At 60.2% G+C, this 19,662-nt stretch carries 19 protein-coding genes and 1 pseudogene; 7 read left to right on the top strand and 13 right to left on the bottom strand.

Features of this window, described 5'->3' with window-relative positions; all coding sequences use genetic code 11:
* Window positions 1-100: 100 nt before the first annotated feature.
* The 5 genes from DBR00_RS06760 to DBR00_RS06740 all read right to left on the bottom strand — a co-directional run bounded on the left by DBR00_RS06760 (window position 101) and on the right by DBR00_RS06740 (window position 4,355).
* Window positions 101-328: a hypothetical protein gene (locus DBR00_RS06760; RefSeq protein ID WP_108486179.1), complete on the bottom strand. Its 228-nt coding sequence runs from the start codon at window positions 326-328 to the stop codon at window positions 101-103.
* A gap of 560 nt (window positions 329-888) precedes the next feature.
* On the bottom strand, window positions 889-2,532 hold the full coding sequence (groL, locus tag DBR00_RS06755) for a chaperonin GroEL (RefSeq protein WP_108486180.1): 1,644 nt from the start codon (window positions 2,530-2,532) through the stop codon (window positions 889-891).
* 59 nt (window positions 2,533-2,591) lie between these two features.
* Window positions 2,592-2,885, bottom strand: coding sequence for a co-chaperone GroES (locus DBR00_RS06750; RefSeq protein ID WP_108486181.1), 294 nt, complete (start codon window positions 2,883-2,885; stop codon window positions 2,592-2,594).
* A gap of 224 nt (window positions 2,886-3,109) precedes the next feature.
* Entirely contained in the window at window positions 3,110-3,559 is a 450-nt protein-coding gene (locus DBR00_RS06745; RefSeq protein WP_108486182.1) for an FxsA family protein, read from the bottom strand.
* Window positions 3,560-3,623: 64 nt separating this feature from the next.
* Window positions 3,624-4,355, bottom strand: coding sequence for a HugZ family protein (locus tag DBR00_RS06740; RefSeq protein WP_108486183.1), 732 nt, complete (start codon window positions 4,353-4,355; stop codon window positions 3,624-3,626).
* Window positions 4,356-4,449: 94 nt separating this feature from the next.
* Between DBR00_RS06740 and DBR00_RS06735 the strand changes: the two genes are divergently transcribed.
* Window positions 4,450-5,208 carry an SDR family oxidoreductase gene (locus tag DBR00_RS06735; protein ID WP_108538029.1) on the top strand — a complete coding sequence of 253 codons (759 nt, stop codon included), beginning with the start codon at window positions 4,450-4,452 and terminating at the stop codon, window positions 5,206-5,208.
* A 66-nt stretch (window positions 5,209-5,274) separates the two neighbouring features.
* Here the strand turns inward: DBR00_RS06735 and DBR00_RS06730 are convergent, their stop codons facing one another.
* Both DBR00_RS06730 and DBR00_RS06725 read right to left on the bottom strand, forming a co-directional pair.
* The gene (locus tag DBR00_RS06730; RefSeq protein ID WP_108486200.1) at window positions 5,275-6,279 is read right to left on the bottom strand and encodes a DUF481 domain-containing protein; all 1,005 of its coding nucleotides are present in this window, start codon (window positions 6,277-6,279) and stop codon (window positions 5,275-5,277) included.
* A gap of 116 nt (window positions 6,280-6,395) precedes the next feature.
* Window positions 6,396-7,394: a DUF481 domain-containing protein gene (locus tag DBR00_RS06725; RefSeq protein ID WP_108486201.1), complete on the bottom strand. Its 999-nt coding sequence runs from the start codon at window positions 7,392-7,394 to the stop codon at window positions 6,396-6,398.
* Here DBR00_RS06725 and DBR00_RS06720 point away from each other — a divergent pair.
* Both DBR00_RS06720 and DBR00_RS06715 read left to right on the top strand, forming a co-directional pair.
* Window positions 7,393-7,785 (top strand): MGMT family protein, encoded by a 393-nt coding sequence (locus tag DBR00_RS06720; protein ID WP_108486202.1) that lies wholly within the window; start codon window positions 7,393-7,395, stop codon window positions 7,783-7,785. The genes DBR00_RS06725 and DBR00_RS06720 overlap by 2 nt on opposite strands.
* Before the next feature lie 133 nt (window positions 7,786-7,918).
* Window positions 7,919-9,463, top strand: coding sequence for an AmpG family muropeptide MFS transporter (locus DBR00_RS06715; RefSeq protein WP_108486203.1), 1,545 nt, complete (start codon window positions 7,919-7,921; stop codon window positions 9,461-9,463).
* 37 nt (window positions 9,464-9,500) lie between these two features.
* On the opposite strand, the gene DBR00_RS06710 is transcribed toward DBR00_RS06715, so the two are convergent.
* Both DBR00_RS06710 and DBR00_RS06705 read right to left on the bottom strand, forming a co-directional pair.
* Entirely contained in the window at window positions 9,501-10,331 is an 831-nt protein-coding gene (locus DBR00_RS06710) for a mechanosensitive ion channel family protein (RefSeq protein ID WP_108486204.1), read from the bottom strand.
* A gap of 98 nt (window positions 10,332-10,429) precedes the next feature.
* A complete protein-coding gene (locus DBR00_RS06705; RefSeq protein WP_108486205.1) occupies window positions 10,430-10,909 on the bottom strand; it encodes a YajQ family cyclic di-GMP-binding protein in 480 nt (159 codons plus the stop codon).
* A gap of 138 nt (window positions 10,910-11,047) precedes the next feature.
* On the opposite strand from DBR00_RS06705, the pseudogene DBR00_RS06700 reads away from it, so the two are divergent.
* The 4 genes and pseudogenes from DBR00_RS06700 to DBR00_RS06685 form a co-directional block, all read left to right on the top strand.
* Window positions 11,048-11,927 (top strand): annotated as a pseudogene (locus tag DBR00_RS06700) (response regulator); the annotation flags it as partial.
* Between the two features lie 110 nt (window positions 11,928-12,037).
* Window positions 12,038-12,946, top strand: a complete 909-nt coding sequence (locus tag DBR00_RS06695) for a putative 2-dehydropantoate 2-reductase (RefSeq protein ID WP_108486207.1) — start codon at window positions 12,038-12,040, stop codon at window positions 12,944-12,946.
* An 83-nt stretch (window positions 12,947-13,029) separates the two neighbouring features.
* Window positions 13,030-15,048: an ATP-binding protein gene (locus DBR00_RS06690; protein WP_108486208.1), complete on the top strand. Its 2,019-nt coding sequence runs from the start codon at window positions 13,030-13,032 to the stop codon at window positions 15,046-15,048.
* A 2-nt stretch (window positions 15,049-15,050) separates the two neighbouring features.
* Window positions 15,051-15,635 carry a cob(I)yrinic acid a,c-diamide adenosyltransferase gene (locus DBR00_RS06685; RefSeq protein WP_108486209.1) on the top strand — a complete coding sequence of 195 codons (585 nt, stop codon included), beginning with the start codon at window positions 15,051-15,053 and terminating at the stop codon, window positions 15,633-15,635.
* A 74-nt stretch (window positions 15,636-15,709) separates the two neighbouring features.
* On the opposite strand, the gene DBR00_RS06680 is transcribed toward DBR00_RS06685, so the two are convergent.
* The 4 genes from DBR00_RS06680 to argJ all read right to left on the bottom strand — a co-directional run bounded on the left by DBR00_RS06680 (window position 15,710) and on the right by argJ (window position 19,551).
* Complete coding sequence (locus tag DBR00_RS06680) at window positions 15,710-16,603, bottom strand: RluA family pseudouridine synthase (RefSeq protein ID WP_108486210.1); 894 nt, start codon at window positions 16,601-16,603, stop codon at window positions 15,710-15,712.
* 34 nt (window positions 16,604-16,637) lie between these two features.
* Window positions 16,638-17,579, bottom strand: coding sequence for a Nudix family hydrolase (locus DBR00_RS06675; protein WP_108486211.1), 942 nt, complete (start codon window positions 17,577-17,579; stop codon window positions 16,638-16,640).
* Entirely contained in the window at window positions 17,576-18,208 is a 633-nt protein-coding gene (locus DBR00_RS06670; protein WP_108486212.1) for a glutathione S-transferase family protein, read from the bottom strand. Before DBR00_RS06670 ends, DBR00_RS06675 begins: the two co-directional genes overlap by 4 nt.
* A gap of 125 nt (window positions 18,209-18,333) precedes the next feature.
* Window positions 18,334-19,551, bottom strand: a complete 1,218-nt coding sequence (gene argJ / locus DBR00_RS06665; RefSeq protein ID WP_108486213.1) for a bifunctional glutamate N-acetyltransferase/amino-acid acetyltransferase ArgJ — start codon at window positions 19,549-19,551, stop codon at window positions 18,334-18,336.
* Between the last annotated feature and the right edge of the window lie 111 nt (window positions 19,552-19,662).

The raw sequence follows: 19,662 nt of genomic DNA, 5'->3' as shown, positions 1-19,662 counted from the left end.
TTTATGAAATTCCTTTGCCGTATGGCTAAAGCAGCCATACGGCATTTATCGCGCGTCAGGCCACAATTTTTCGCGCCGCGCTACACCCCCCGCAAAGCGCCTAGCCTTGCGAACGCACACCCTGGGACAGGCTGAACATAAACAGCAGCAAATCCTGATCCGGGCGGACCACCTCGGCCGCTCGCGCCTGAGGTGGCAATGGGCAATAACCCAATTGCTCGTTCAGGGTGATGACCTGGGGGCTGGCTTCCTGCCAGGCCGCCGCCGCGAGCGAGGCCACGCTGAGCGCGGTGGCCAGAAACAAACCTCGTGCGATTTCTAGCTTCATCACTGCAACCTCTTGATAGCGCTGCCAAACGCTTTGTTCTCACCCTAGATCATGGACAACCGCTACGACGCTCTATGCGACCGACGGTCATATTCACGCCCCCTTCAGGATCGTCCTGATCCACTCACATAGTGCTCGACAGCCAGACTTCGAACCTACCCAGACGCGTTGGTTCAATACTGAGCCTAACCAAGGATTGGCCAGGTACAGCGGTAACAACCCTGGGGTCACTTTATTGCCCAGTTGCATCAGCAACAGACAGGCTAGAAGCAATGGTTTTGAAGCGACCAACCACCGGTATCTCGACCACTACCAGCGCGCAAGCCGCACGGTAGAGCACATCCAGGTGAGGTCAAAATGAGCAGCAACAATGCTGAATAGCAGCACGGTGCCAATTGACAGGCTCCAGTCCGGGAGCACGCGCCATACAAAGCAATTGGCGTACCGCTTTGCCGAGGGGACTGTTTATAGCCGAGAAAAATGAAAACCCCGTGACAGGCACGGGGTTTTCTTTACAGCGTACAGCCCATCTAGCGATGGGCTGTGAGAGCTGGGCTGGCTTACATCATGCCGCCCATGCCACCCATGCCACCCATGTCTGGCATACCGCCAGCAGCTGGTTTGTCTTCAGCCACTTCAGCGATCATCGCTTCGGTGGTGATCATCAGGCTGGCGATGGAGGCAGCAGCCTGCAGCGCAGTACGGGTCACTTTGGCCGGGTCGAGAATACCCATCTCGATCATGTCGCCGTAGGTGTCGGTGGCGGCGTTGAAGCCGTAGTTGCCCGAACCCTGCTTGACCTTGTCGACTACAACGCTTGGCTCGCCGCCAGCGTTGGCCACGATCTGACGCAGCGGTGCTTCAACCGCACGACGCAGCAGCGCGATACCCACGTCCTGATCGGCGTTGTCGCCTTTCAGTTCGCTGATGGCTTGCAGCGAACGCACCAGCGCCACACCACCGCCAGGTACCACGCCTTCTTCAACGGCTGCACGGGTGGCGTGCAGGGCGTCTTCAACGCGGGCTTTCTTCTCTTTCATTTCCACTTCGGTGCCAGCACCGACCTTGATCACGGCAACACCGCCAGCCAGTTTGGCCAGACGCTCTTGCAGCTTCTCTTTGTCGTAGTCGGAGGTGGTGTCTTCAACCTGCTTGCGGATCTGCGCAACGCGAGCCTCAATATCAACCTGCGCGCCAGCGCCGTCGATAACGGTGGTGTTTTCCTTGCTCAGGATCACACGCTTGGCGTTACCCAGGTGCTCCAGGGTCGCGCTCTCCAGGCTCAGGCCTACTTCTTCGGAGATCACGGTACCGCCAGTCAGGATGGCGATGTCCTGCAGCATGGCCTTGCGACGGTCGCCGAAGCCCGGTGCCTTGACGGCAGCGACTTTAACGATGCCACGCATATTGTTCACAACCAGCGTCGCCAGGGCTTCGCCTTCAACGTCTTCCGCGACGATCAGCAGCGGACGGCCGGACTTGGCAACAGCTTCCAGAACCGGCAGCAGTTCACGGATGTTGGAGATCTTCTTGTCAACCAGCAGGATCAGCGGGCCGTCGAGTTCGGCGACCATGGTGTCCGGCTTATTGATGAAGTACGGCGACAGGTAGCCACGGTCGAACTGCATGCCTTCAACAACCGACAGTTCGTTTTCCAGGCCAGAGCCTTCTTCAACGGTGATCACGCCTTCTTTGCCGACTTTTTCCATGGCTTCAGCAATGATGTCGCCGATGGAGTTGTCAGAGTTGGCGGAAATGGTGCCAACCTGGGCAATCGCCTTGGTGTCCGCACAAGGCTTGGACAGGGCTTTGATTTCTTTGACGATGGCGATGGTCGCCTTGTCGATGCCGCGCTTGAGGTCCATCGGGTTCATGCCGGCAGCGACGGCTTTCAGGCCTTCGTTGACGATGGCTTGAGCCAGAACGGTGGCGGTGGTAGTGCCGTCACCGGCGTCGTCGTTAGCACGGGAGGCAACGTCCTTGACCAGCTGCGCACCCATGTTCTCAAAGCGATCTTTCAGCTCGATCTCTTTTGCAACGGAAACACCGTCTTTGGTGATCAGCGGAGCACCGTAGCTCTTCTCGATCACCACGTTGCGGCCTTTCGGGCCGAGGGTCGCTTTTACCGCGTCAGCCAGAACGTTGACACCGGTGAGCATTTTCTTGCGGGCGGAATCGCCGAATTTAACTTCTTTAGCAGCCATGATGGTTATTCCTTGATTCGTTCAGATAGAGCGGAATTCGTAGCGACAGAGCGCTGAAATCAACCTTCAACGACAGCGAGGATTTCGCTCTCGCTCATTACCAGCAGGTCTTCACCGTCAACCTTGATGGTGTTGCTGCCGGAGTAAGGGCCAAACACCACTTTGTCACCGACTTTAACGGCCAGAGCACGCACTTCACCGCTGTCCAGCACGCGGCCGGTGCCTACCGCCACGATCTCGCCCTGATTCGGCTTCTCGGCAGCGGAACCTGGCAGCACGATGCCGCCTGCGGTTTTCTTTTCTTCTTCGCTGCGACGGATTACGACGCGGTCATGCAGAGGACGAAGCTTCATTGTCGATCTCTCCCTATAGGTGGTTTTTCGGCCGGTGCAGTCACCGGCGGGTTAGCAAAGTCCGGCGGGGCCGGTAGCGCTGCGCCAGGCGTAGCGCTGAAGTCTGATCTGTCTGAATGACAGAAAACCTTGCGGTGTCCGCTACATAAGGGCGTAAAAGGGGATTTCAAGGGTGGCGGATGATTATTTTTGCGATCAATGCCGCCCAAATGAGGCCTGCAGGGTCAGTCACGGCGTTCGTATTCGCCTTCCAGCACATTGGGGCGAACTTGCCCGGAGCGCGCGGCCTGGTCGTCGAAAAAGGCGCGCTGGCGCATGGCCTGCTCGGCGGCCCGCAGGCGCACCTTGTTGACCAGCAGGCGACGGGTGAAGGGAATCAGGCAGAGCACGCCGAAGATGTCGCTGATAAAGCCCGGCAGCAACAACAGACCACCGCCGACGGCGATCAGCAGGCCTTCAAGCATCTCCTGCTCAGGCAGCTCACCGCGCGCCAGCTTTTCCCGTGCCCGCCAGGCCGTGGCAACGCCAGCTACGCGCAGCAAAACGCTGCCGAGAATGGCCGTACCGATGACCAGCAACAGGGTTGGCAGCACGCCGATAGCGCTCCCGACCTGAATCAGCAGGGCCAGTTCGATGATCGGAAACAGCAAAAAAAGAAATAGAAAAGCACGCATCACAGGGGTCCTAAACGGAAGATCAGCTTCCAGTAAGAGGGAAGTATGGGGTGTCAGGCTGAATTCAAGCTGAAGCCTGACCGTCGGTCGGCCAGGTTTCAGCGCGGGCCAGCGCCACCAAGGCTTGGCGCACCGCCAGCGGACTGTTACAGGATGTTGGAAAGGCCAGCCAATACAGGCTCTGGCCGATGCGCAGGTGGAAACCTTCGCTGTCCAGCCCCACCAGCTCAGCCGGCACGTGGGCAGGCAAACCGGCCAGTTCGACATAGTGAGCGATGGCCTTGGCATGATCACTGTTCATATGCTCGGCCATGCTGATTTCACTGTCGCCAGCAAAGGGATTGGCCAACGCCACCTGCTCCAGCCAGTGAATGGCACCAAAACCACCGATATAGCGCCAGCGCACCGGCTCCAGCCGCCAGAAATCAAAATCATGGGCCTGGTGATAGCCACGCGAATCCGGGAAATAGCGGTAATAGCGCTGCGCGGCCGCCGCAATCTGCCCCTCGTCATCCAATTGTCGCGCTTGCGCGAGCAAAGTAAGACGGCCGACCGCCTGTACATCTTCCGCACCGCGCTCGCCCACCAACAGCGAGCATTTACCGTCCTGCTTGAGGTTATGGGTGTGCTGAGCGATGCGACTGATCAAAATCAGCGGATAACCGTCAGCATCCAGGCAATAGGGCACCACTGATCCGAAAGGGAAACCCGGCATGGCCTTGGAATGGGTGCTGAGCACGCCCCGGTATTCCTTGAGCAGCAATTCTCGGGCATGCTTGCCGGCTTTCACGCTCACCTTATGACTCCTTGCATAGAATCCGTCACAAACGGACAGGCGCCTAGATTACCGCGCCGACAAGGCTCCACGACACCATTTGAGGGGAATCGCAATGCAACTTACAGACAAGGTCATCATTATCACCGGCGGCTGCCAAGGGCTTGGCCGCGCCATGGCCGAATACCTGGCAGGAAAAGGTGCCAAGCTGGCACTGGTCGACCTGAACCAGGAAAAACTCGACGAAGCTGTCGCGGCCTGTAAGGCGCTGGGCGTGGAAGCGCGCGCCTACCTGTGCAACGTCGCCAATGAAGAACAAGTGATCCAGACCGTGGCCCAGGTTGCCGAGGACTTCGGCGCCATCAATGGCCTGGTCAACAACGCCGGCATCCTGCGTGACGGCCTGACCATCAAAGTCAAGGACGGCGAAATCACCAAGCTGAGCCTGGCCCAGTGGCAGTCAGTGATCGACGTCAACCTCACCGGCGTGTTCCTCTGCACCCGTGAAGTGGCCGCGAAGATGATCGAACTGAAGAACGAAGGCGCGATCATCAACATCTCCTCCATCTCCCGCGCCGGCAATATCGGCCAAGCCAACTATTCCGCCGCCAAGGCCGGTGTGGCAGCCGACACCGTGGTCTGGGCCAAAGAACTGGCGCGTTACGGCATCCGCGTGGCGGGCGTAGCACCGGGCTTTATCGAAACCGAAATGGTTGCCAGCATGAAACCGGAAGCGCTGGAACGCATGACCTCGGTCATCCCGCTGCGCCGCATGGGCAAACCCGCCGAGATCGCTCACTCGGTGGCTTACATTCTGGAAAACGACTACTACACCGGTCGTGTTCTGGAACTGGACGGCGGCCTGCGCCTCTGATCGCAAGATCGGCAGCTACAAACAAAAAGCCCCGCAAACGCGGGGCTTTTTTATGCGACTAAGACCTTACCAACCCACGCCAAAACCCAGGCTGTAGCGGGTTTCGTCCAACTCACCTTCCGAGCCGCTGACCAGGTCTTTCTCGGCCTTCATATTCAGCGAGGCCCAGTCGGTCAGCTTGTAGCGCAGGCCCACAGCGGCATCCAGGGTGTAGTCAGCGGCGTTGGCCAGCGGCTTACCCACTTCGCCATCGCTGAACAGTTCGACACTCTTACCGACCAGATAACGGTTGTAATCCCACTTCATGCTGACGGCATAGAAGTTGTCGTTCTCGCCATTGGCATATTCGTAGTCAGTGCGGTTAAGCAGGCCGGCCACGGAGAAGGCGCCCAGCTCGTTATCCCAGAACTGGTAACCCGGACCGCTACCCACGGTACGCTGGCGACGCAGGTCCTCCAAGTGATCACGTTTGTACTCCAGCCTACCTTGCCAGAACCAGTGTTCGGTCAGGAAACGGTCCAGCGCGTACTCAGCACTCCAGTTATTGGTCGTTTCTACATCGTTCTGGAACTCGCGGTTGTACTCGGCCTTGCCATTGTGCCGCCACAGACCATGACGAGCCTGGGTTTTCAGGCTGACGTCATAGTCGTCGGTATCACGCTCGGCGCGCTTGTAATCCAGCGAGGCATCCACATTACCTTTCCAGATGAAATCCTCGACCAGCGGCTTGGGCTTGAGGATCTGTTGAATACTGGCCAGCTCAATGGTTTTCGGCGCCTCACCATTGGCCAGCGTGACCTTGCCAGGTTCGGCAGGCTGCAAGGACTTGGCGCGCTCGCCGTGTACCGCGCTCTCCTTGACCAACAGTTCCTGATCACTTTCCAGCGTGGCGATCTTGCGCCAGTCCAGCGCAATGGCACCGCCGTAATCCGTTTCCAGCAGCAATTTGCCACCGTCGTAGAACTTGATCTTGCCGCTCAGGCGGTCACCATTCTTCAGCCAAACGGTATCGGCCAACGCCGAGGTTGTCGCGGCACTCAGGGCCAGGCACAGCAGGGTTCTGGAAAACATACGAAAAGGAATCTGTCTCGGGTTTGCGAAAGGTCGCGCATTATCCGTATGCACACCGCAAGAGCAAGCACTGACCGACAGAAGCCCCACGTGTTCAGCTTAGAACCCCTGAGACGCTACCAACCGACCCCCACTCCGAGCAGATAACGTCGCTCGCTGGAGGTCTGACCCAAACCACGCGCCATATCCAACTCATACAACAGCGACAACCGCGCCCAGTCGTTGAGCCGATATCGCAGCCCCACCTCGCCATCGAGCACATAGTCCACCTGTTCAATCTCAGGCACCTGCAGCTCCGCATTGCTGTACAGCTCTAGCCGAGTACCCCAGAGCAAGCGCTTGTAATCCCACTCCAGCGAATAGGTATTGAAATCCAGCTCGCCCAGACTGCTGCGCATCTGCGTGCGGTTGAACTGGGTAATCATGTCAAAACGTCCCAGTTCGTTATCCCAAAAGCGATAACCGGGACCTGCACCGAAGGTGCGCTGACGCGAAAACAAGGCAAACTCATCCTCGTCATGCTCCACACCGACCCGCCAGAACCATTGGTCCGTCAGAAAACGGTCAAGGTCATACTCCAGCTGCCAGTTGTCCGCAGTCTTCACATCATTCTTGACCTTGCGCTCCAACTCGCTGCTGAGCACATGCCGCCAACGGCCATGCTCAACGCGAGTATTACCTTTGAGCTTCCATTCGTCGGTCTCGCTGTCATCACGCTTCATGTCCAGCTTGGCGTCCAGGTTGCCCTCCCAAACCCGGTCACGCAGCAACGGACGCGGCGGTATAAGACGATTGATGCTGGCCAGGGGAATGGTCTGGGTGCTGGCATTAACCATACGCACCATGCCTTTGCCGGCGGCTTCCAATTGTTTGCTCTGCTCGCTGTCGAAACCCTCACGCCTGACCAGCAAGGGTTTCTCCGAGCGCAGGGTGTCGATATCCTTCCAGGCAATCAGCACCTGTCCGGCGTACTTGGTTTTCAACGCCAGCTTGCCGCCATCCAGAAGAATGATCTCCCCCGTCAGCCGATCACCATTATTCAGCCATACCGTATCCGCCCAGGCGGGCGTACACAGCAGAGTAATCAACAAGCACAACAGGGAACGTAGCAACATGATGGAAGCGCCAGACAGCCAGCCAGAACAGGGAGCGAAGCATGCCGCGTCAGCCCGTCCGACAGCAAGCCACGACGCACGGCGTGGCGCACTGTATAACGTGCTGGCCCAAGTGCCGGCCGGCAGTGTGGTGAGCTATGGCCAGTTGGCGACTTATGCCGGCCTGGGGCGTGCGGCGCGCTGGGTCGCACGCACGCTCAGTCAGTTGCCCGAGGGCAGTACACTGCCCTGGCACCGCGTGATTGCGGCGAACGGGCGCATCAGCCTGCCCGCAGGCAGCCCCGGCGGCACCGAGCAGCGCATCCGGCTGCGTGACGAAGGCGTGCAAATCCACAACGACAGGGTGGATATGCCGCGCTATGGCTGGCGCCCAACGGAGCACAGCAAGTAGGGGCTGTTACCGTTTTATCGCGACCGCGCCGGAGCCTGGCGAGATTTTTAGCGGCAACGCGGCTTGCGCTAAAACGGTAACAGCCCCTAGAGTGCGCCCTTTAATAGGTCAAACTCAGGCTGATACCCCTTCAATGCCCCGTAAAAGCTGGCGCGACGCCATTGCTGCCTACTCCAGCCCCTCCACATTGGTGCTGTTGCTTCTAGGGTTCGCCGCTGGCCTGCCTTATATGCTGGTGTTCTCCACCCTATCTGTCTGGTTGCGCGAAGCCGGTGTCGCGCGAGAAACCATTGGTTTCGCCAGCCTGATCGGCTTGGCCTATGCCTTTAAATGGGTCTGGTCACCCCTTCTCGACCAGTGGCGCCTGCCACTGCTCGGCAAGCTGGGTCGCCGCCGCTCCTGGCTGGTGCTATCGCAACTGCTGATCGCTATTGGTCTTGCCGGCATGGCCCTGTGCGACCCGCAAACCCACCTGACCTGGCTGATTTCCCTGGCCGTATTGGTGGCGTTTGCCTCTGCGACTCAGGACATCGCTGTCGATGCCTACCGCCTGGAAATCGTTGACGACACCCGACAGGCCGCCCTTGCCGCCAGCTACATGGCGGGTTACCGCGTCGCCGCCCTGCTGGCAACCGCGGGTGCCCTGTATTTCGCCGAAGGATTTGGCTCAACCGCCTTGCTCTACCAGCATGCCGCATGGGCTGGCACCTACCTGCTGTTTGCCTTGCTGATGCTGCCAGGCCTGCTCACCAGCCTGTGGATGCGCGAACCCGATGTACCATTGCGCACCCAACTGGCTGCCGCGCGCTACGGCTTCAGCCACCAGATCGTGTCCGTACTGGTATTGATCGTCTTGCTGGTTTCCGTACCAGCCATGTTCACCCAGTTCTACAACACCGACTTTGCCAGCCTCATCAATGGTGAAGCGACTCTGCTCAACCTGCTGCTGGAGGATCGCGCCTTTTTGCGCGCCCTGCTGTACACCATCCTGACGGCGCTGTGCCTGTCGTCCATGGGTCGCCGCGGTCTGGCGCCGGTGCTCACGCCTGTCAACGATTTCATTGTGCGTTACCGCTGGCAGGCCTTTCTGCTGCTGGGGCTGATCGCCACCTACCGCATGTCAGACACGGTAATGGGCGTGATGGCCAACGTGTTCTACATCGATCAGGGCTTTACCAAGGACCAGATCGCCAGCGTCAGCAAACTCTTCGGCCTGGTCATGACCTTGGTTGGTGCAGGTATCGGCGGCTTGCTGATCGTGCGTTTTGGCATTTTGCCCATTCTGTTCATCGGCGGTGCGGCGTCTGCCGCCACCAACCTGCTGTTCCTCATGCTCGCTGGCATGGGGCCTGATGTGCAGATGCTGATTCTGACCATCTCTGCCGATAACTTCAGTGCCGGGCTGGCCACAGCCGCCTTCGTTGCCTACCTGTCGAGCCTGACCAACCTCAAGTTCTCCGCCACCCAATACGCCCTGCTCAGCTCAATCATGCTGCTGCTACCGCGACTGATCGGTGGATACTCTGGCGTGATGGTGGAGAAGCTCGGTTACGCTGAATTCTTCCTGGCCACAGCCCTGCTTGGCGTACCGACACTGATCCTGATCCTGTTGCAGTGGCGACGAGAACGCACCCAGCCTGTCCCGCCGGAGCCACTCAGCTCGGCCGAACAGGCATAAAAAAGCCCCGCCTGAGCGGGGCTTTTTACCAGGCGGTTCAACCCGCCTGCTGCACCAGATGCACCACCCGTTGCGGGAACGGAATACCAATACCCGCCTCGGTTAAGCGCTCCTTGGCCAACTCGGTAAACGTAAACGTCACCGGCCAGAAATCCGCAGTGGCGACCCAGACACGCAACGACAGGTTGATGGCACTCTCACCCAGCCCGGTCACCAGCACCACTGGCTCGGGATCACGCTGCACCCGCGGGTCGGCGGCAATCGTCAAGAGAACCTCACGGGCCTGCTTGATATCACTGGCGTAGTCGATGCCCAGGTTGATATCCACGCGACGGAACGCTTCGCGGGAGTAGTTGGTGATGTGGCCGTTTGACAGACTGCCGTTGGGTACGATCACGACCTTGTTGTCCGCCGTTTTCAGCGTGGTATGGAAAATCTGGATGCTGTCGACGCTTCCCGCCACGCCCTGTGCCTCAATCCAGTCCCCGGCACGGAACGGCCGGAACAGCATGATCAGCACGCCTCCGGCAAAGTTAGCCAGACTGCCCTGCAGCGCCAGACCAATCGCCAGGCCTGCCGCACCGATCATGGCGATAAACGAGGTGGTTTCAACCCCCACCATCGACGCCACACTGATCATCAGCAAGACTTTGAGGACGATACTGACCAAGCTGCCGATAAAGCTGCCGAGGGCGCGATCTACCTGACGCAGAGACAGCAAACGGCCAATGCTGGTGGTCAGCTTACCGACCAGCCACCAACCGATCAGAAAAGTAATCAGCGCCAGCGCAAGCTTACCGCTGTACTCCAGTACCACAGGCAGCCAGGCCTCCGACACCTTGGCCAATTGCTCGACATTCATTTCCATGGGTGCTCCTTTTTCCTCAGCTTTAAAGGCAACCGCCATGGCAAGCCATGACGGTCAGACGCATCGAGCCGTGTGCGACGCCATGTGGCGACAAGGGTTTAATCGCGGAAGTTGTTGAACTGCAGCGGCATGCCGAATTCCTTGGCGCGCAGCGAGGCGATTGCTTCTTGCAGATCATCGCGCTTCTTGCCAGTAATACGCACCTGCTCACCCTGGATAGCAGCCTGGACCTTGAGCTTGCTGTCTTTGATATGAGCGACGATCTTCTTCGCCAGCTCTTTCTCGATGCCCTCGCGCAGAATCACCTCCTGCTTGACGCTCTTGCCCGACGCATAGGCGTCCTTGAACTCCAGACATTGCACATCGATCTTGCGCTTGACCAGCGCCAGCTTGAGAATCTCGATCAGCTGTTCTAACTGAAAATCCGCATCGGCCGTCAGGTTGACAGTCAGCTCTTTCAGCTCAAAGCTACCTTTACCACGCAGGTCATAGCGACGTTCCAGCTCTTTGATGGCGTTATCGATGGCGTTGGTAACTTCATGTTTGTCCAGCTCGGACACCACGTCGAACGAAGGCATGGGTTTGCTCCAGATAGACGGCGCGCCCTGCATCACGAATGGGACACGCCTGGCTTGACGATAAAAAAACCCGGCCATTATATAGCGGGAGCAACAAACACTGCCCGGCGAAGTCGCGGGTCCTTGTGATTTACCCTAGCGAGCCTGCACATGCCGAACCCCCACCTGAGCATTTTGGTCGTCGATGACGCCAAGTTCTCCAGCGCCATGATCGGGCGCGTCCTGACCCAGGCGGGCTATCAGGATCTGCGTTTTGCCAGCAGCGCCGCCGAAGCCATCAGCCTGCTGGAGCAGCGCCCGGCCAGTGTGCTGCTCGCCGACTGGCTGATGCCGGAGATGAACGGCCTGGAGCTGACCGTGAAAGTACGCCAGTTCGACGAAATGGCTCATCACTACACCTACGTCATCCTGCTCACCGGCAAGGAAGGCGAAAACGTCTTGGGTGAAGCCTTCGACAGCGGTGTCGATGACTTCATCAGCAAGGCCGCGATGAACGAACAACTGGTGCCGCGCATCTTCGCCGCCGATCGCCTGTGCAACACCCTGCAACGCCTGTTGCAGGAAAACCGCCTGCTCACCGAAAACATCGCCAGCCTGGAAAAGCGCAACCTGATCGATCCGCTCACCGGCCTGGGCAACAACCGCTACCTGCACCAGAAGATGCTCGACAGCCTGCGCCAGGTTGAATCCCGTGGCGGCGCGCTCTGCTACCTGCTGATTGGCCTACAGGACATGCATGAGCTGCACCAGCGGCATGGCGATGCCTTCTACAACGAACTGCTGACCGGCGTGGCCCGGCGCCTGCAACAACTGGTGCGGCCGCTGGATGTTCTGGTACGCCTGGATGAGTGCCACTTCGGCCTGATTACCTTGCTGGCCGATCTGCATGAGTGCTCACCCAGCAGCTTCAAACGCCTGCATGAAGGCATCAACCTCAAGGCCTTCAAGACCAGCGAAGGCTTTATCAGCCTCAAGGCCGGTATCAGCCTGGTGGGGCTTGATGCAAAAGGCCTCCCCATCACCCCGGACCAGATTACCGACCACGCAACCCGGATACTGCCCGAATCACACAGCACCGGACTGGTGACCGCGTTGCGCCTGTCCTTGCCACAATAAGCCTCGCTCAGCATGTGGCATATCCTCGGCGCCGGCAGCCTCGGCACCTTATGGGCGACGCGTCTGGCGCGAGCCGGCCTGCCGGTGCAGCTGATCCTGCGCGACTCGACGCGACTGCATGGCTATCAACAGGCCGGCGGGCTGACCCTGATAGAGCAGGGCCAGCCACAGCATTACCCCATCGCCGCGCAAACACCCGATCACCGCCAGCCGATCCAGCGCCTGCTGCTCGCCTGCAAGGCCTACGACGCCGCACCTGCGGTGGCCCAACTGGCCCATCGCCTGGTTCCTAGTGCCGATATCCTTCTGCTGCAGAATGGCTTGGGCAGCCAGGACGAAGTGGCCCGCGCAGCCCCCCAGGCACGCTGCATCTTTGCCTCAAGCACCGAAGGCGCCTTTCGCCAGGCCGACTTTCAAGTGGTGTTCGCCGGCCACGGCCACACCTGGATTGGCGACCCACTGAACATGCAACCACCCGACTGGCTGGCAGACCTGCACCAGGCCGGAATAGCCCATGACTGGAGCCTGGACATCCTTAGCCGACTGTGGCGCAAGCTGGCCTTGAACTGCGCGATCAACCCGCTGACCGTCTTGCACGACTGCCGCAATGGTCAACTGCGTGAGCACCCCGCTCAACTCGCCTGCCTCACCGACGAGCTGGTCGAACTGTTGCAACGCTGCGGCCAGAGCAACGCCGCCGAAGGCTTGTATGACGACGTGCTACGGGTGATCCAGGCCACGGCCATGAACTACTCCTCCATGCATCAGGATGCCAGCCAGGGTCGGCGCACGGAAATCGCCTACCTGCTGGGCTATGCCTGCCAGGCCGCACAACGCCATCAACTGCCCCTGCCGCACCTGCAAGCCCTGCACGCCCAGTTACTGAACCACCTCACTGCACGTGGACTACCCTGCCACTGAGGCGGCTGATGTTTCCTGGCTTGCGCACGCACCTCATCAGCCCCTAACCTGCCTCTACGTCCAACTTCACGACATGCATAACCATGCCCCTGCGCCAGCGTCTTGAGAATCTTCCGGTAGGCCGCAAACTGCTGGTCGCCCTGCTGGCCTTGCTGGCCGCCGTCATGCTGGTGGCCAACCTGGCCTTTATCAGCGCGGCCTACTGGATATCCCAGGAAAGCGTGGCCCCGCAGGCCTTGCACACCCTCGGGCGATTGATTGCCAGCCCGCCCCTCAGCACCCAAGCATTGAGCTCACACGACGCAGCCGAAGCACTGCTCAAACGCCTGGATGACTACGCCCCTCTGCGTGCGGCTGTGATCTATGACAGCCGAGGCCGCAGCCTGGCGCAGTTACAACGCGGTGAAAAACTAAACCTGCCGCCGCGCATCGAGGAAGTAGAAACCTGGCGCCACAGCGAGTTTCGAATCAACCAGCTGGTCGAACTGCCACAGCCATCCGGCCACTCTGGCCACTTGTTGCTGGTTGCGTCAAGCGAATTGCCTGGGGTCTTCTACACCGGCACCTTGACCGCCAGCGGGGTGATTCTGGCGTTCAGCGTGCTGCTCTGGCTGCTGGTTTCACGCCAGATAAGGCGCCTGATTACCCGTCCCATCCGCCGCCTGGAAGAACTGTCACGCCAAGTCACCCATGAAGAGAACTATGCCCTGCGCGCTCGCCGTGGCAACCGCGACGAGATCGGCAGCCTGGCTGATGCCTTTAACACCATGCTGATTCGTATTGAAGCCCGCGAACAGCAACTCAAGCGTGCCCGTGACGACGCCCAGGAAGCGTTCGACCAGGCGCAGCACCTGGCCGAGGAAACCCGCCACTCCAACCGCAAGCTGGAACTGGAGGTGCAGGTGCGCAGCAAGATCGAGAAAAAACTCACCGGCTTTCAGAAGTACCTCAACAGCATCATCGACTCCATGCCCTCGGCACTGATCGCTCTCGACGAGCAGCTCTATGTCACCCAGTGGAACCAGGAGGCCAGCAGCCTCTCGGGGACGCGCCTGGACGAAGCCCTTAACCAACCGATCTTTCTTGCCTTTCCACCGCTCAAGCCCTTCATCACACAGCTGCAGCGCGCCGTGGAAAAACACCATGTAGAAAAGATCGAACGCGTGACCTGGGGTAAACCCGAGCAACAACGCCACTTTGCCCTGACTTTTTACCCGCTGACGGGCAGCAGTGGGCGCGGCGTGGTCATCCGTATCGACGATATTACTCAGCGCCTGAATCTGGAAGATATGATGGTGCAATCGGAAAAAATGCTCTCGGTTGGCGGCCTTGCCGCGGGCATGGCACACGAAATCAACAACCCGCTGGGAGCGATCCTGCACAACGTACAGAACATTCGCCGGCGCCTGTCCCCCGAACTGGACAAGAACCGTGAGCAGGCCGAACAGGCTGGTATCAGCCTGCAAGCCATCGACCGCTACCTCAACGCTCGGGAAATTCCACGCTTGCTCGACGGCATTCAGCAGGCCGGCACCCGAGCAGCGAAAATCGTCAGCCACATGCTCAACTTCAGCCGCCGCAGCGATCGCCAGCTGGCCCCCTGCAACCTCCCAGCCTTGATTGATCAGGCAGTGGAAATTGCCAGCAACGACTTCGACCTGACCGAGAGTTTCGACTTCAAGAGCCTGACCATTGAGCGTGACTTTGCCGAGAACCTGCCCACGGTACCGGCAACCGCCAACGAGTTGGAGCAGGTGCTGCTCAACCTGCTGAAGAACGCCGCGCAGGCCATCCATCAGCGCACCGAAAACCGCCAGCCCGGGCAGATCACCCTACGCGTACGCCAGGTAACACCCTGGGTGGAAATCCAGGTGGAGGACAACGGTGTCGGGATGTCCGAGCTGGTGCGCAAACGCATCTTCGAACCATTCTTCACCACCAAGGAGGTCGGTCAGGGCACCGGACTCGGCCTGTCGGTGTCCTACTTCATCATCACCAACAACCATAAAGGGCAGATGGAGGTGCAATCCAAGCCCGGTCAAGGCACCTGCTTCACCCTGCGCCTGCCACTGACTACCAGCCACCCCGACACAGGTCTCTAAACATGGGTTACCGCCTTTCAAAAATTTACACCCGCACCGGCGATGCCGGAGAAACCGGTCTGGCCGACGGCCGCCGCGTGACCAAGGATCATCCTCGGGTCGATGCCATGGGCGAAGTGGATACACTGAACAGCCATATCGGCCTGCTGCTGGCCGATATGACCGAGCACGTTGGCGCATGGCCGGGGCTGAGCGAGATCATCGAGGTGCTCGCACCCTGTCAGCACCGCCTGTTCGACCTCGGCGGAGAACTGGCGATGCCCGACTACCAGGCCCTGCAAGCCCCGGAAATTGAACGCCTGGAAGCCGCCATCGACCGCTGGAACGAAGAAGTCGGCCCGCTGGAGAATTTCATTCTGCCCGGCGGCTCACGCCTGATCGCTCAGGCTCACGTGTGCCGCAGCCTGGCACGTAGCGCCGAACGTCGCTGCCAACACCTGAATGCGCTGGAGCCGATTCGCGGCGTAGGCCTGGCCTACGTCAACCGACTGTCCGACCTGCTATTTGTTGCCGCACGGCTGATCGCCAAACGCCAGGGCATCGATGAAGTGCTCTGGCGGGCGGCTGCCAAAGAACCGCACAGCTAAGCGCGTAGTCGCGTAGTCGCGTAGTCGCGTAGTCGCGTAGGGTGGATGACACTGTGTTCATCCACCCTACGATTTCAGAGCAAACTCAGTTGGCTTTCGAATTCGCGCCGCTCACCGCTTAGCGGGTCGATAAAGCTCAGCCCCCTGGCCAGCAACTTGAGCGGTTTGCTGTAGTCATCCGGTGCATCTGGCGCGTCCGTGACCTCGGGATAGAACGGATCATTGAGGATCGGCGCGCCCAGCGCGGCCAGGTGCACCCGCAGTTGATGCTTCTTCCCGGTAACCGGGTACAGCCGGTACAACCAGTGCTCGCCCAGGCGCTGGGCGACTTCGATACGGGTTTCCGTATTCGCCTCACCGACCACTTCCTGCATGCGAAAGAACGGCTCAGCACCCTCCAGTCGCGTCGCCCGCAACAACGGAAAGTCCAACTGCGGCAAGGCCGCCGCCAGCGCCTCGTAGCACTTGTCCATCTGCCGCAAGCGAAACAACGCCTGGTACTGACCACGGCTGGCAGGGCTGGTAGAGAACAACACCAGCCCCGCGGTGTGCCGATCAATCCGGTGCAGCGGCACCAGGTCGGCATTGCCCAGGCGCTTGGCCAGCCGCGCCTGCAATGTCTGCTCGACGTATTCACCGGCGGGCATCACCGGCAGAAAATGCGGTTTGTCAGCCACCAGCAGGTGTTCATCGATATGCAACACGGTTTCTTCGAAAGGAATCGGCGTCTCCGCCGGCACCTCACGAAAGTAGTGCACTTTAAGCCCTTCGCGATAAGCCGATGTTATGCCGAGCGGCTGCCCCTGCGCGTCAAGCACCCGCCCTCGGACGATCCGCTCCTGCCACACCGCCGGGGTAATAGCCGGGAAATGCGCGCACAGGCACTCGAACACCGTCGCCCAGTTGCCACGCGGCAAATGCAGGGTGCTGGGGCGCATGTTGGACGGGGAACGGGCCTCAACAGACATCAACGCACTCAATCAGGCAGACACATAAACGGACTCACTCCGGCCAGAACGCGCGAATACCCGCCACGCCCTGGGCGCCGACCGCCCAGGCCCGCTCCACGTCGGCCGGGGTCACGCCGCCGAGCAGATAAGCCGGCTGGTTGAAGCCCTGCAGCAGCTCGGCAACCTGTGCCCAGCCCAGCGGCTGTGCTTCGGGGTGGGTCTGCGTGGCTTGCACCGGCGACAGGGTGATGAAATCCACGCCCATCTGTGTAGCCAACGCCAGCTCCTGCGCAGTGTGGCAGGAGGCCGCCAGCCAGCGCTGCAAGGGAAACGGCCGACCGCCAGCGCTCAAATCACGCAACTGCTGCGCCGTCAGGTGCCAGCCGGCAGCGGGAAAGTCGCCCAGCCACTCCAACGGCCCCTTGAGCATCAGCTGCGCCTTGCCCGCGCAGAGGCCGAGGGCATCCACGGCAATATCGCGATACTGCGCATCAAACATTGCCGGGGCACGCAGTTGCAGCAGGCGAATCCCGCTCTTCAGGGCAGTCTGGATGCCACGTAGCAACTCAGGTCCGCTCAGCCCTTCCGGGGTGATCAGATAATGCTCGGGCAAACGCGCGGCCGCGACAATCGGCCGGTTGGCGGCGGGAAACTCATAATCGCCCAACTGCCGCGGGCTGACCCAGGCCAGCGGCTGGCCTTCGACGCCGTGGGGTTCACCGGTAAACGCCGAGACCTCCCAGACATCCAGCAGCACCTGCTTATCCGGGTAATCGTGGCGCACCTGAATCAACGGCCGCGCGGCAGTGGGGCGAATGCCCAGCTCCTCGTCCAGCTCACGGGCCAGGGCGGTCTGCACCGCCTCGCTGGCCTCGACCTTGCCACCGGGAAACTCCCACAGGCCGCCCTGATGCTTATCTTCGGGCCGTTTGGCGAGCAGGATCTGCCCATCCACGCCACGAATCACCGCAGCGGCTACATGAATACGTTTCACGCCAGATGTTCCTCCTGGGCAGCTTGGTACCAGCGCTGAAACGCCGGCCATTGATAGATGGTGTCGACATAGGCGGCAGCCTCTGCCGGCAGCGCCACCTGATAACTGCGTAGACGCGCCGCCACCGGGGCAAAAAAGGCATCCGCCAGAGTTGGCTGACCAAACAGGAACCCGCCTTCCTGAGCAAAGCGCTGCCGGCACTCGGCCCACAGCACGCAGATGCGCTGGATATCGGCCACGGCATCGGCCGGTATCTCAGTCAGCGCCTGATTGCGTTTGAGGTCCATCGGCAGATGGCTGCGCAGCGCGGCAAAGCCGCTGTGCATCTCGGAGCAGGCACTGCGCGCCAGCGCGCGGGCAGCTCGCGCCTGAGGCCACAGCTGAGCAGCAGGGAAACACTCGGCCAGGTACTCGGCAATCGCCAGCGAATCCCAGATGGGCCCATCCTCACAGATCAACAGCGGCACCTTGCCGGTCGGCGAGTGCTGCAGAATCCGCGCGCGGGTATCAGGTCGGTTCAGGGTGATCAGCTGTTCGGTGTAGGCAGCGCCGGTCAGTTCAAGTGCCAGCGCCGCCCGCAGCGACCAGGACGAATAGGTTTTGTCGCCAATAACCAGAGTAAATGACATGGGCTGCGCTCGATGCAAGAAGGTCAATGACCTTAAAAGGCGACTGGCGCAATAGCAAATTCCCGTTGTGCATGGGGGCATGAACAACGGGAATGCGGGCCGTCAAACAGCTAGGGGGTGAAAGATCAGGTGCGGTATTCGGCGTTGATCTTCACGTACTCGTGGGACAGGTCGGTGGTCCAGATAGTCTCACTGCACGCGCCGCGACCCAGTTCGATGCGGATGCTGATTTCTTCCCGAGCCATGACCGCAGCGCCCTGCTCTTCGGTGTAGGTCGCCGCGCGGCAGCCACGGCTGGCGATGCACACATCACCCAGGAACACGTCGATCTTGCTCACATCCAGTTGCGCTACACCGGCGTAACCAACAGCGGCGAGAATGCGCCCCCAGTTCGGGTCGGAAGCAAACAACGCCGTTTTGATCAGCGGCGAATGGGCCACGGCATAGGCCACATCCAGGCATTCCTGATGCGTGCCACCGCCGTTGACCTGTACGGTAACGAACTTGGTTGCGCCCTCGCCGTCACGCACGATGGCCTGCGCCACTTCCATGAACACGTCGAACACCGCCTGCTTGAGCTTGGCGAACAGCTCGCCGTTGGCTTCGCTGATTTCCGGCAGCTTGGCCTGACCGGTGGCAATCAACATGCAGCAATCGTTGGTCGAGGTATCGCCATCGATGGTGATGCGGTTGAAGGATTTGTTCGCCGCGTCGCGCACCAGATCCTGCAGCACGCTACGCACCACCTTGGCGTCAGTGGCGATGTAACCCAACATGGTCGCCATGTTCGGGCGAATCATCCCAGCACCCTTGCTGATGCCGGTCACAGTAACCGTCACACCATCGTGCTGGAACTGGCGGCTGGCGCCCTTGGGCAGCGTGTCGGTGGTCATGATGCCGGTGGCAGCTTCAGCCCAGTGGTTTTCGTCCAAATCATCAAGCGCAGCTTGCAGGGCACCTTCGATCTTCTCAACCGGCAGCGGCTCGCCGATCACCCCGGTGGAGAACGGCAGTACCGCGCTGTCATCCACGCCGGTCAGTTTGGCCAGGGCCGCACAGGTGCGCGTGGCATTCTGCAGGCCCGGTTCGCCAGTGCCTGCGTTGGCATTACCGGTGTTGGTCAACAGGTAACGCACACTGCCCTGGACGCGCTTCTTGGCCAGAATCACGGGTGCGGCGCAGAATGCATTGAGGGTGAACACCCCGGCTACGGTGGAGCCTTCGGCACAGCGCATCACCACCACATCCTTGCGCCCCGGACGCTTGATGCCCGCCGAAGCGATGCCCAATTCGAAACCTGGAACCGGGTGCAGGGTAGACAACGGGCCAAGACCAACAGCCATAGCGAACGCTCCTTAAGGTGGTGATACGTCTGATTGCGATGGTAAAACGCCGCGAGCGGTCAGACCGTTCGCGGCGTTAATCAAGCGGGGTCATGCATCGCCAACGTCACT

Origin of the sequence: Pseudomonas sp. HMWF032 (assembly GCF_003060885.1) — a bacterium.
Taxonomy (GTDB): domain Bacteria; phylum Pseudomonadota; class Gammaproteobacteria; order Pseudomonadales; family Pseudomonadaceae; genus Aquipseudomonas.
Note: the sequence above shows the minus strand (reverse complement) of the source record. Positions and strands in the feature narration are given on the sequence as shown.

Bases quoted from the DNA above. Each gene is read 5' to 3' on its own strand.
- DBR00_RS06745 (WP_108486182.1), bottom strand. From the start codon at position 3,559: ATGCGTGCTTTTCTATTTCTTTTTTTGCTGTTTCCGATCATCGAACTG.
- groL (WP_108486180.1), bottom strand. From the start codon at position 2,532: ATGGCTGCTAAAGAAGTTAAATTCGGCGATTCCGCCCGCAAGAAAATG.
- DBR00_RS06670 (WP_108486212.1), bottom strand. From the start codon at position 18,208: ATGTCATTTACTCTGGTTATTGGCGACAAAACCTATTCGTCCTGGTCG.
- DBR00_RS06730 (WP_108486200.1), bottom strand. From the start codon at position 6,279: ATGTTTTCCAGAACCCTGCTGTGCCTGGCCCTGAGTGCCGCGACAACC.
- DBR00_RS06720 (WP_108486202.1), top strand. From the start codon at position 7,393: ATGATGGAAGCGCCAGACAGCCAGCCAGAACAGGGAGCGAAGCATGCC.
- DBR00_RS06685 (WP_108486209.1), top strand. From the start codon at position 15,051: ATGGGTTACCGCCTTTCAAAAATTTACACCCGCACCGGCGATGCCGGA.
- DBR00_RS06735 (WP_108538029.1), top strand. From the start codon at position 4,450: ATGCAACTTACAGACAAGGTCATCATTATCACCGGCGGCTGCCAAGGG.
- DBR00_RS06705 (WP_108486205.1), bottom strand. From the start codon at position 10,909: ATGCCTTCGTTCGACGTGGTGTCCGAGCTGGACAAACATGAAGTTACC.
- DBR00_RS06715 (WP_108486203.1), top strand. From the start codon at position 7,919: ATGCCCCGTAAAAGCTGGCGCGACGCCATTGCTGCCTACTCCAGCCCC.
- DBR00_RS06680 (WP_108486210.1), bottom strand. From the start codon at position 16,603: ATGTCTGTTGAGGCCCGTTCCCCGTCCAACATGCGCCCCAGCACCCTG.
- DBR00_RS06690 (WP_108486208.1), top strand. From the start codon at position 13,030: ATGCCCCTGCGCCAGCGTCTTGAGAATCTTCCGGTAGGCCGCAAACTG.
- DBR00_RS06695 (WP_108486207.1), top strand. From the start codon at position 12,038: ATGTGGCATATCCTCGGCGCCGGCAGCCTCGGCACCTTATGGGCGACG.
- DBR00_RS06750 (WP_108486181.1), bottom strand. From the start codon at position 2,885: ATGAAGCTTCGTCCTCTGCATGACCGCGTCGTAATCCGTCGCAGCGAA.
- DBR00_RS06725 (WP_108486201.1), bottom strand. From the start codon at position 7,394: ATGTTGCTACGTTCCCTGTTGTGCTTGTTGATTACTCTGCTGTGTACG.
- DBR00_RS06760 (WP_108486179.1), bottom strand. From the start codon at position 328: ATGAAGCTAGAAATCGCACGAGGTTTGTTTCTGGCCACCGCGCTCAGC.
- DBR00_RS06710 (WP_108486204.1), bottom strand. From the start codon at position 10,331: ATGGAAATGAATGTCGAGCAATTGGCCAAGGTGTCGGAGGCCTGGCTG.
- argJ (WP_108486213.1), bottom strand. From the start codon at position 19,551: ATGGCTGTTGGTCTTGGCCCGTTGTCTACCCTGCACCCGGTTCCAGGT.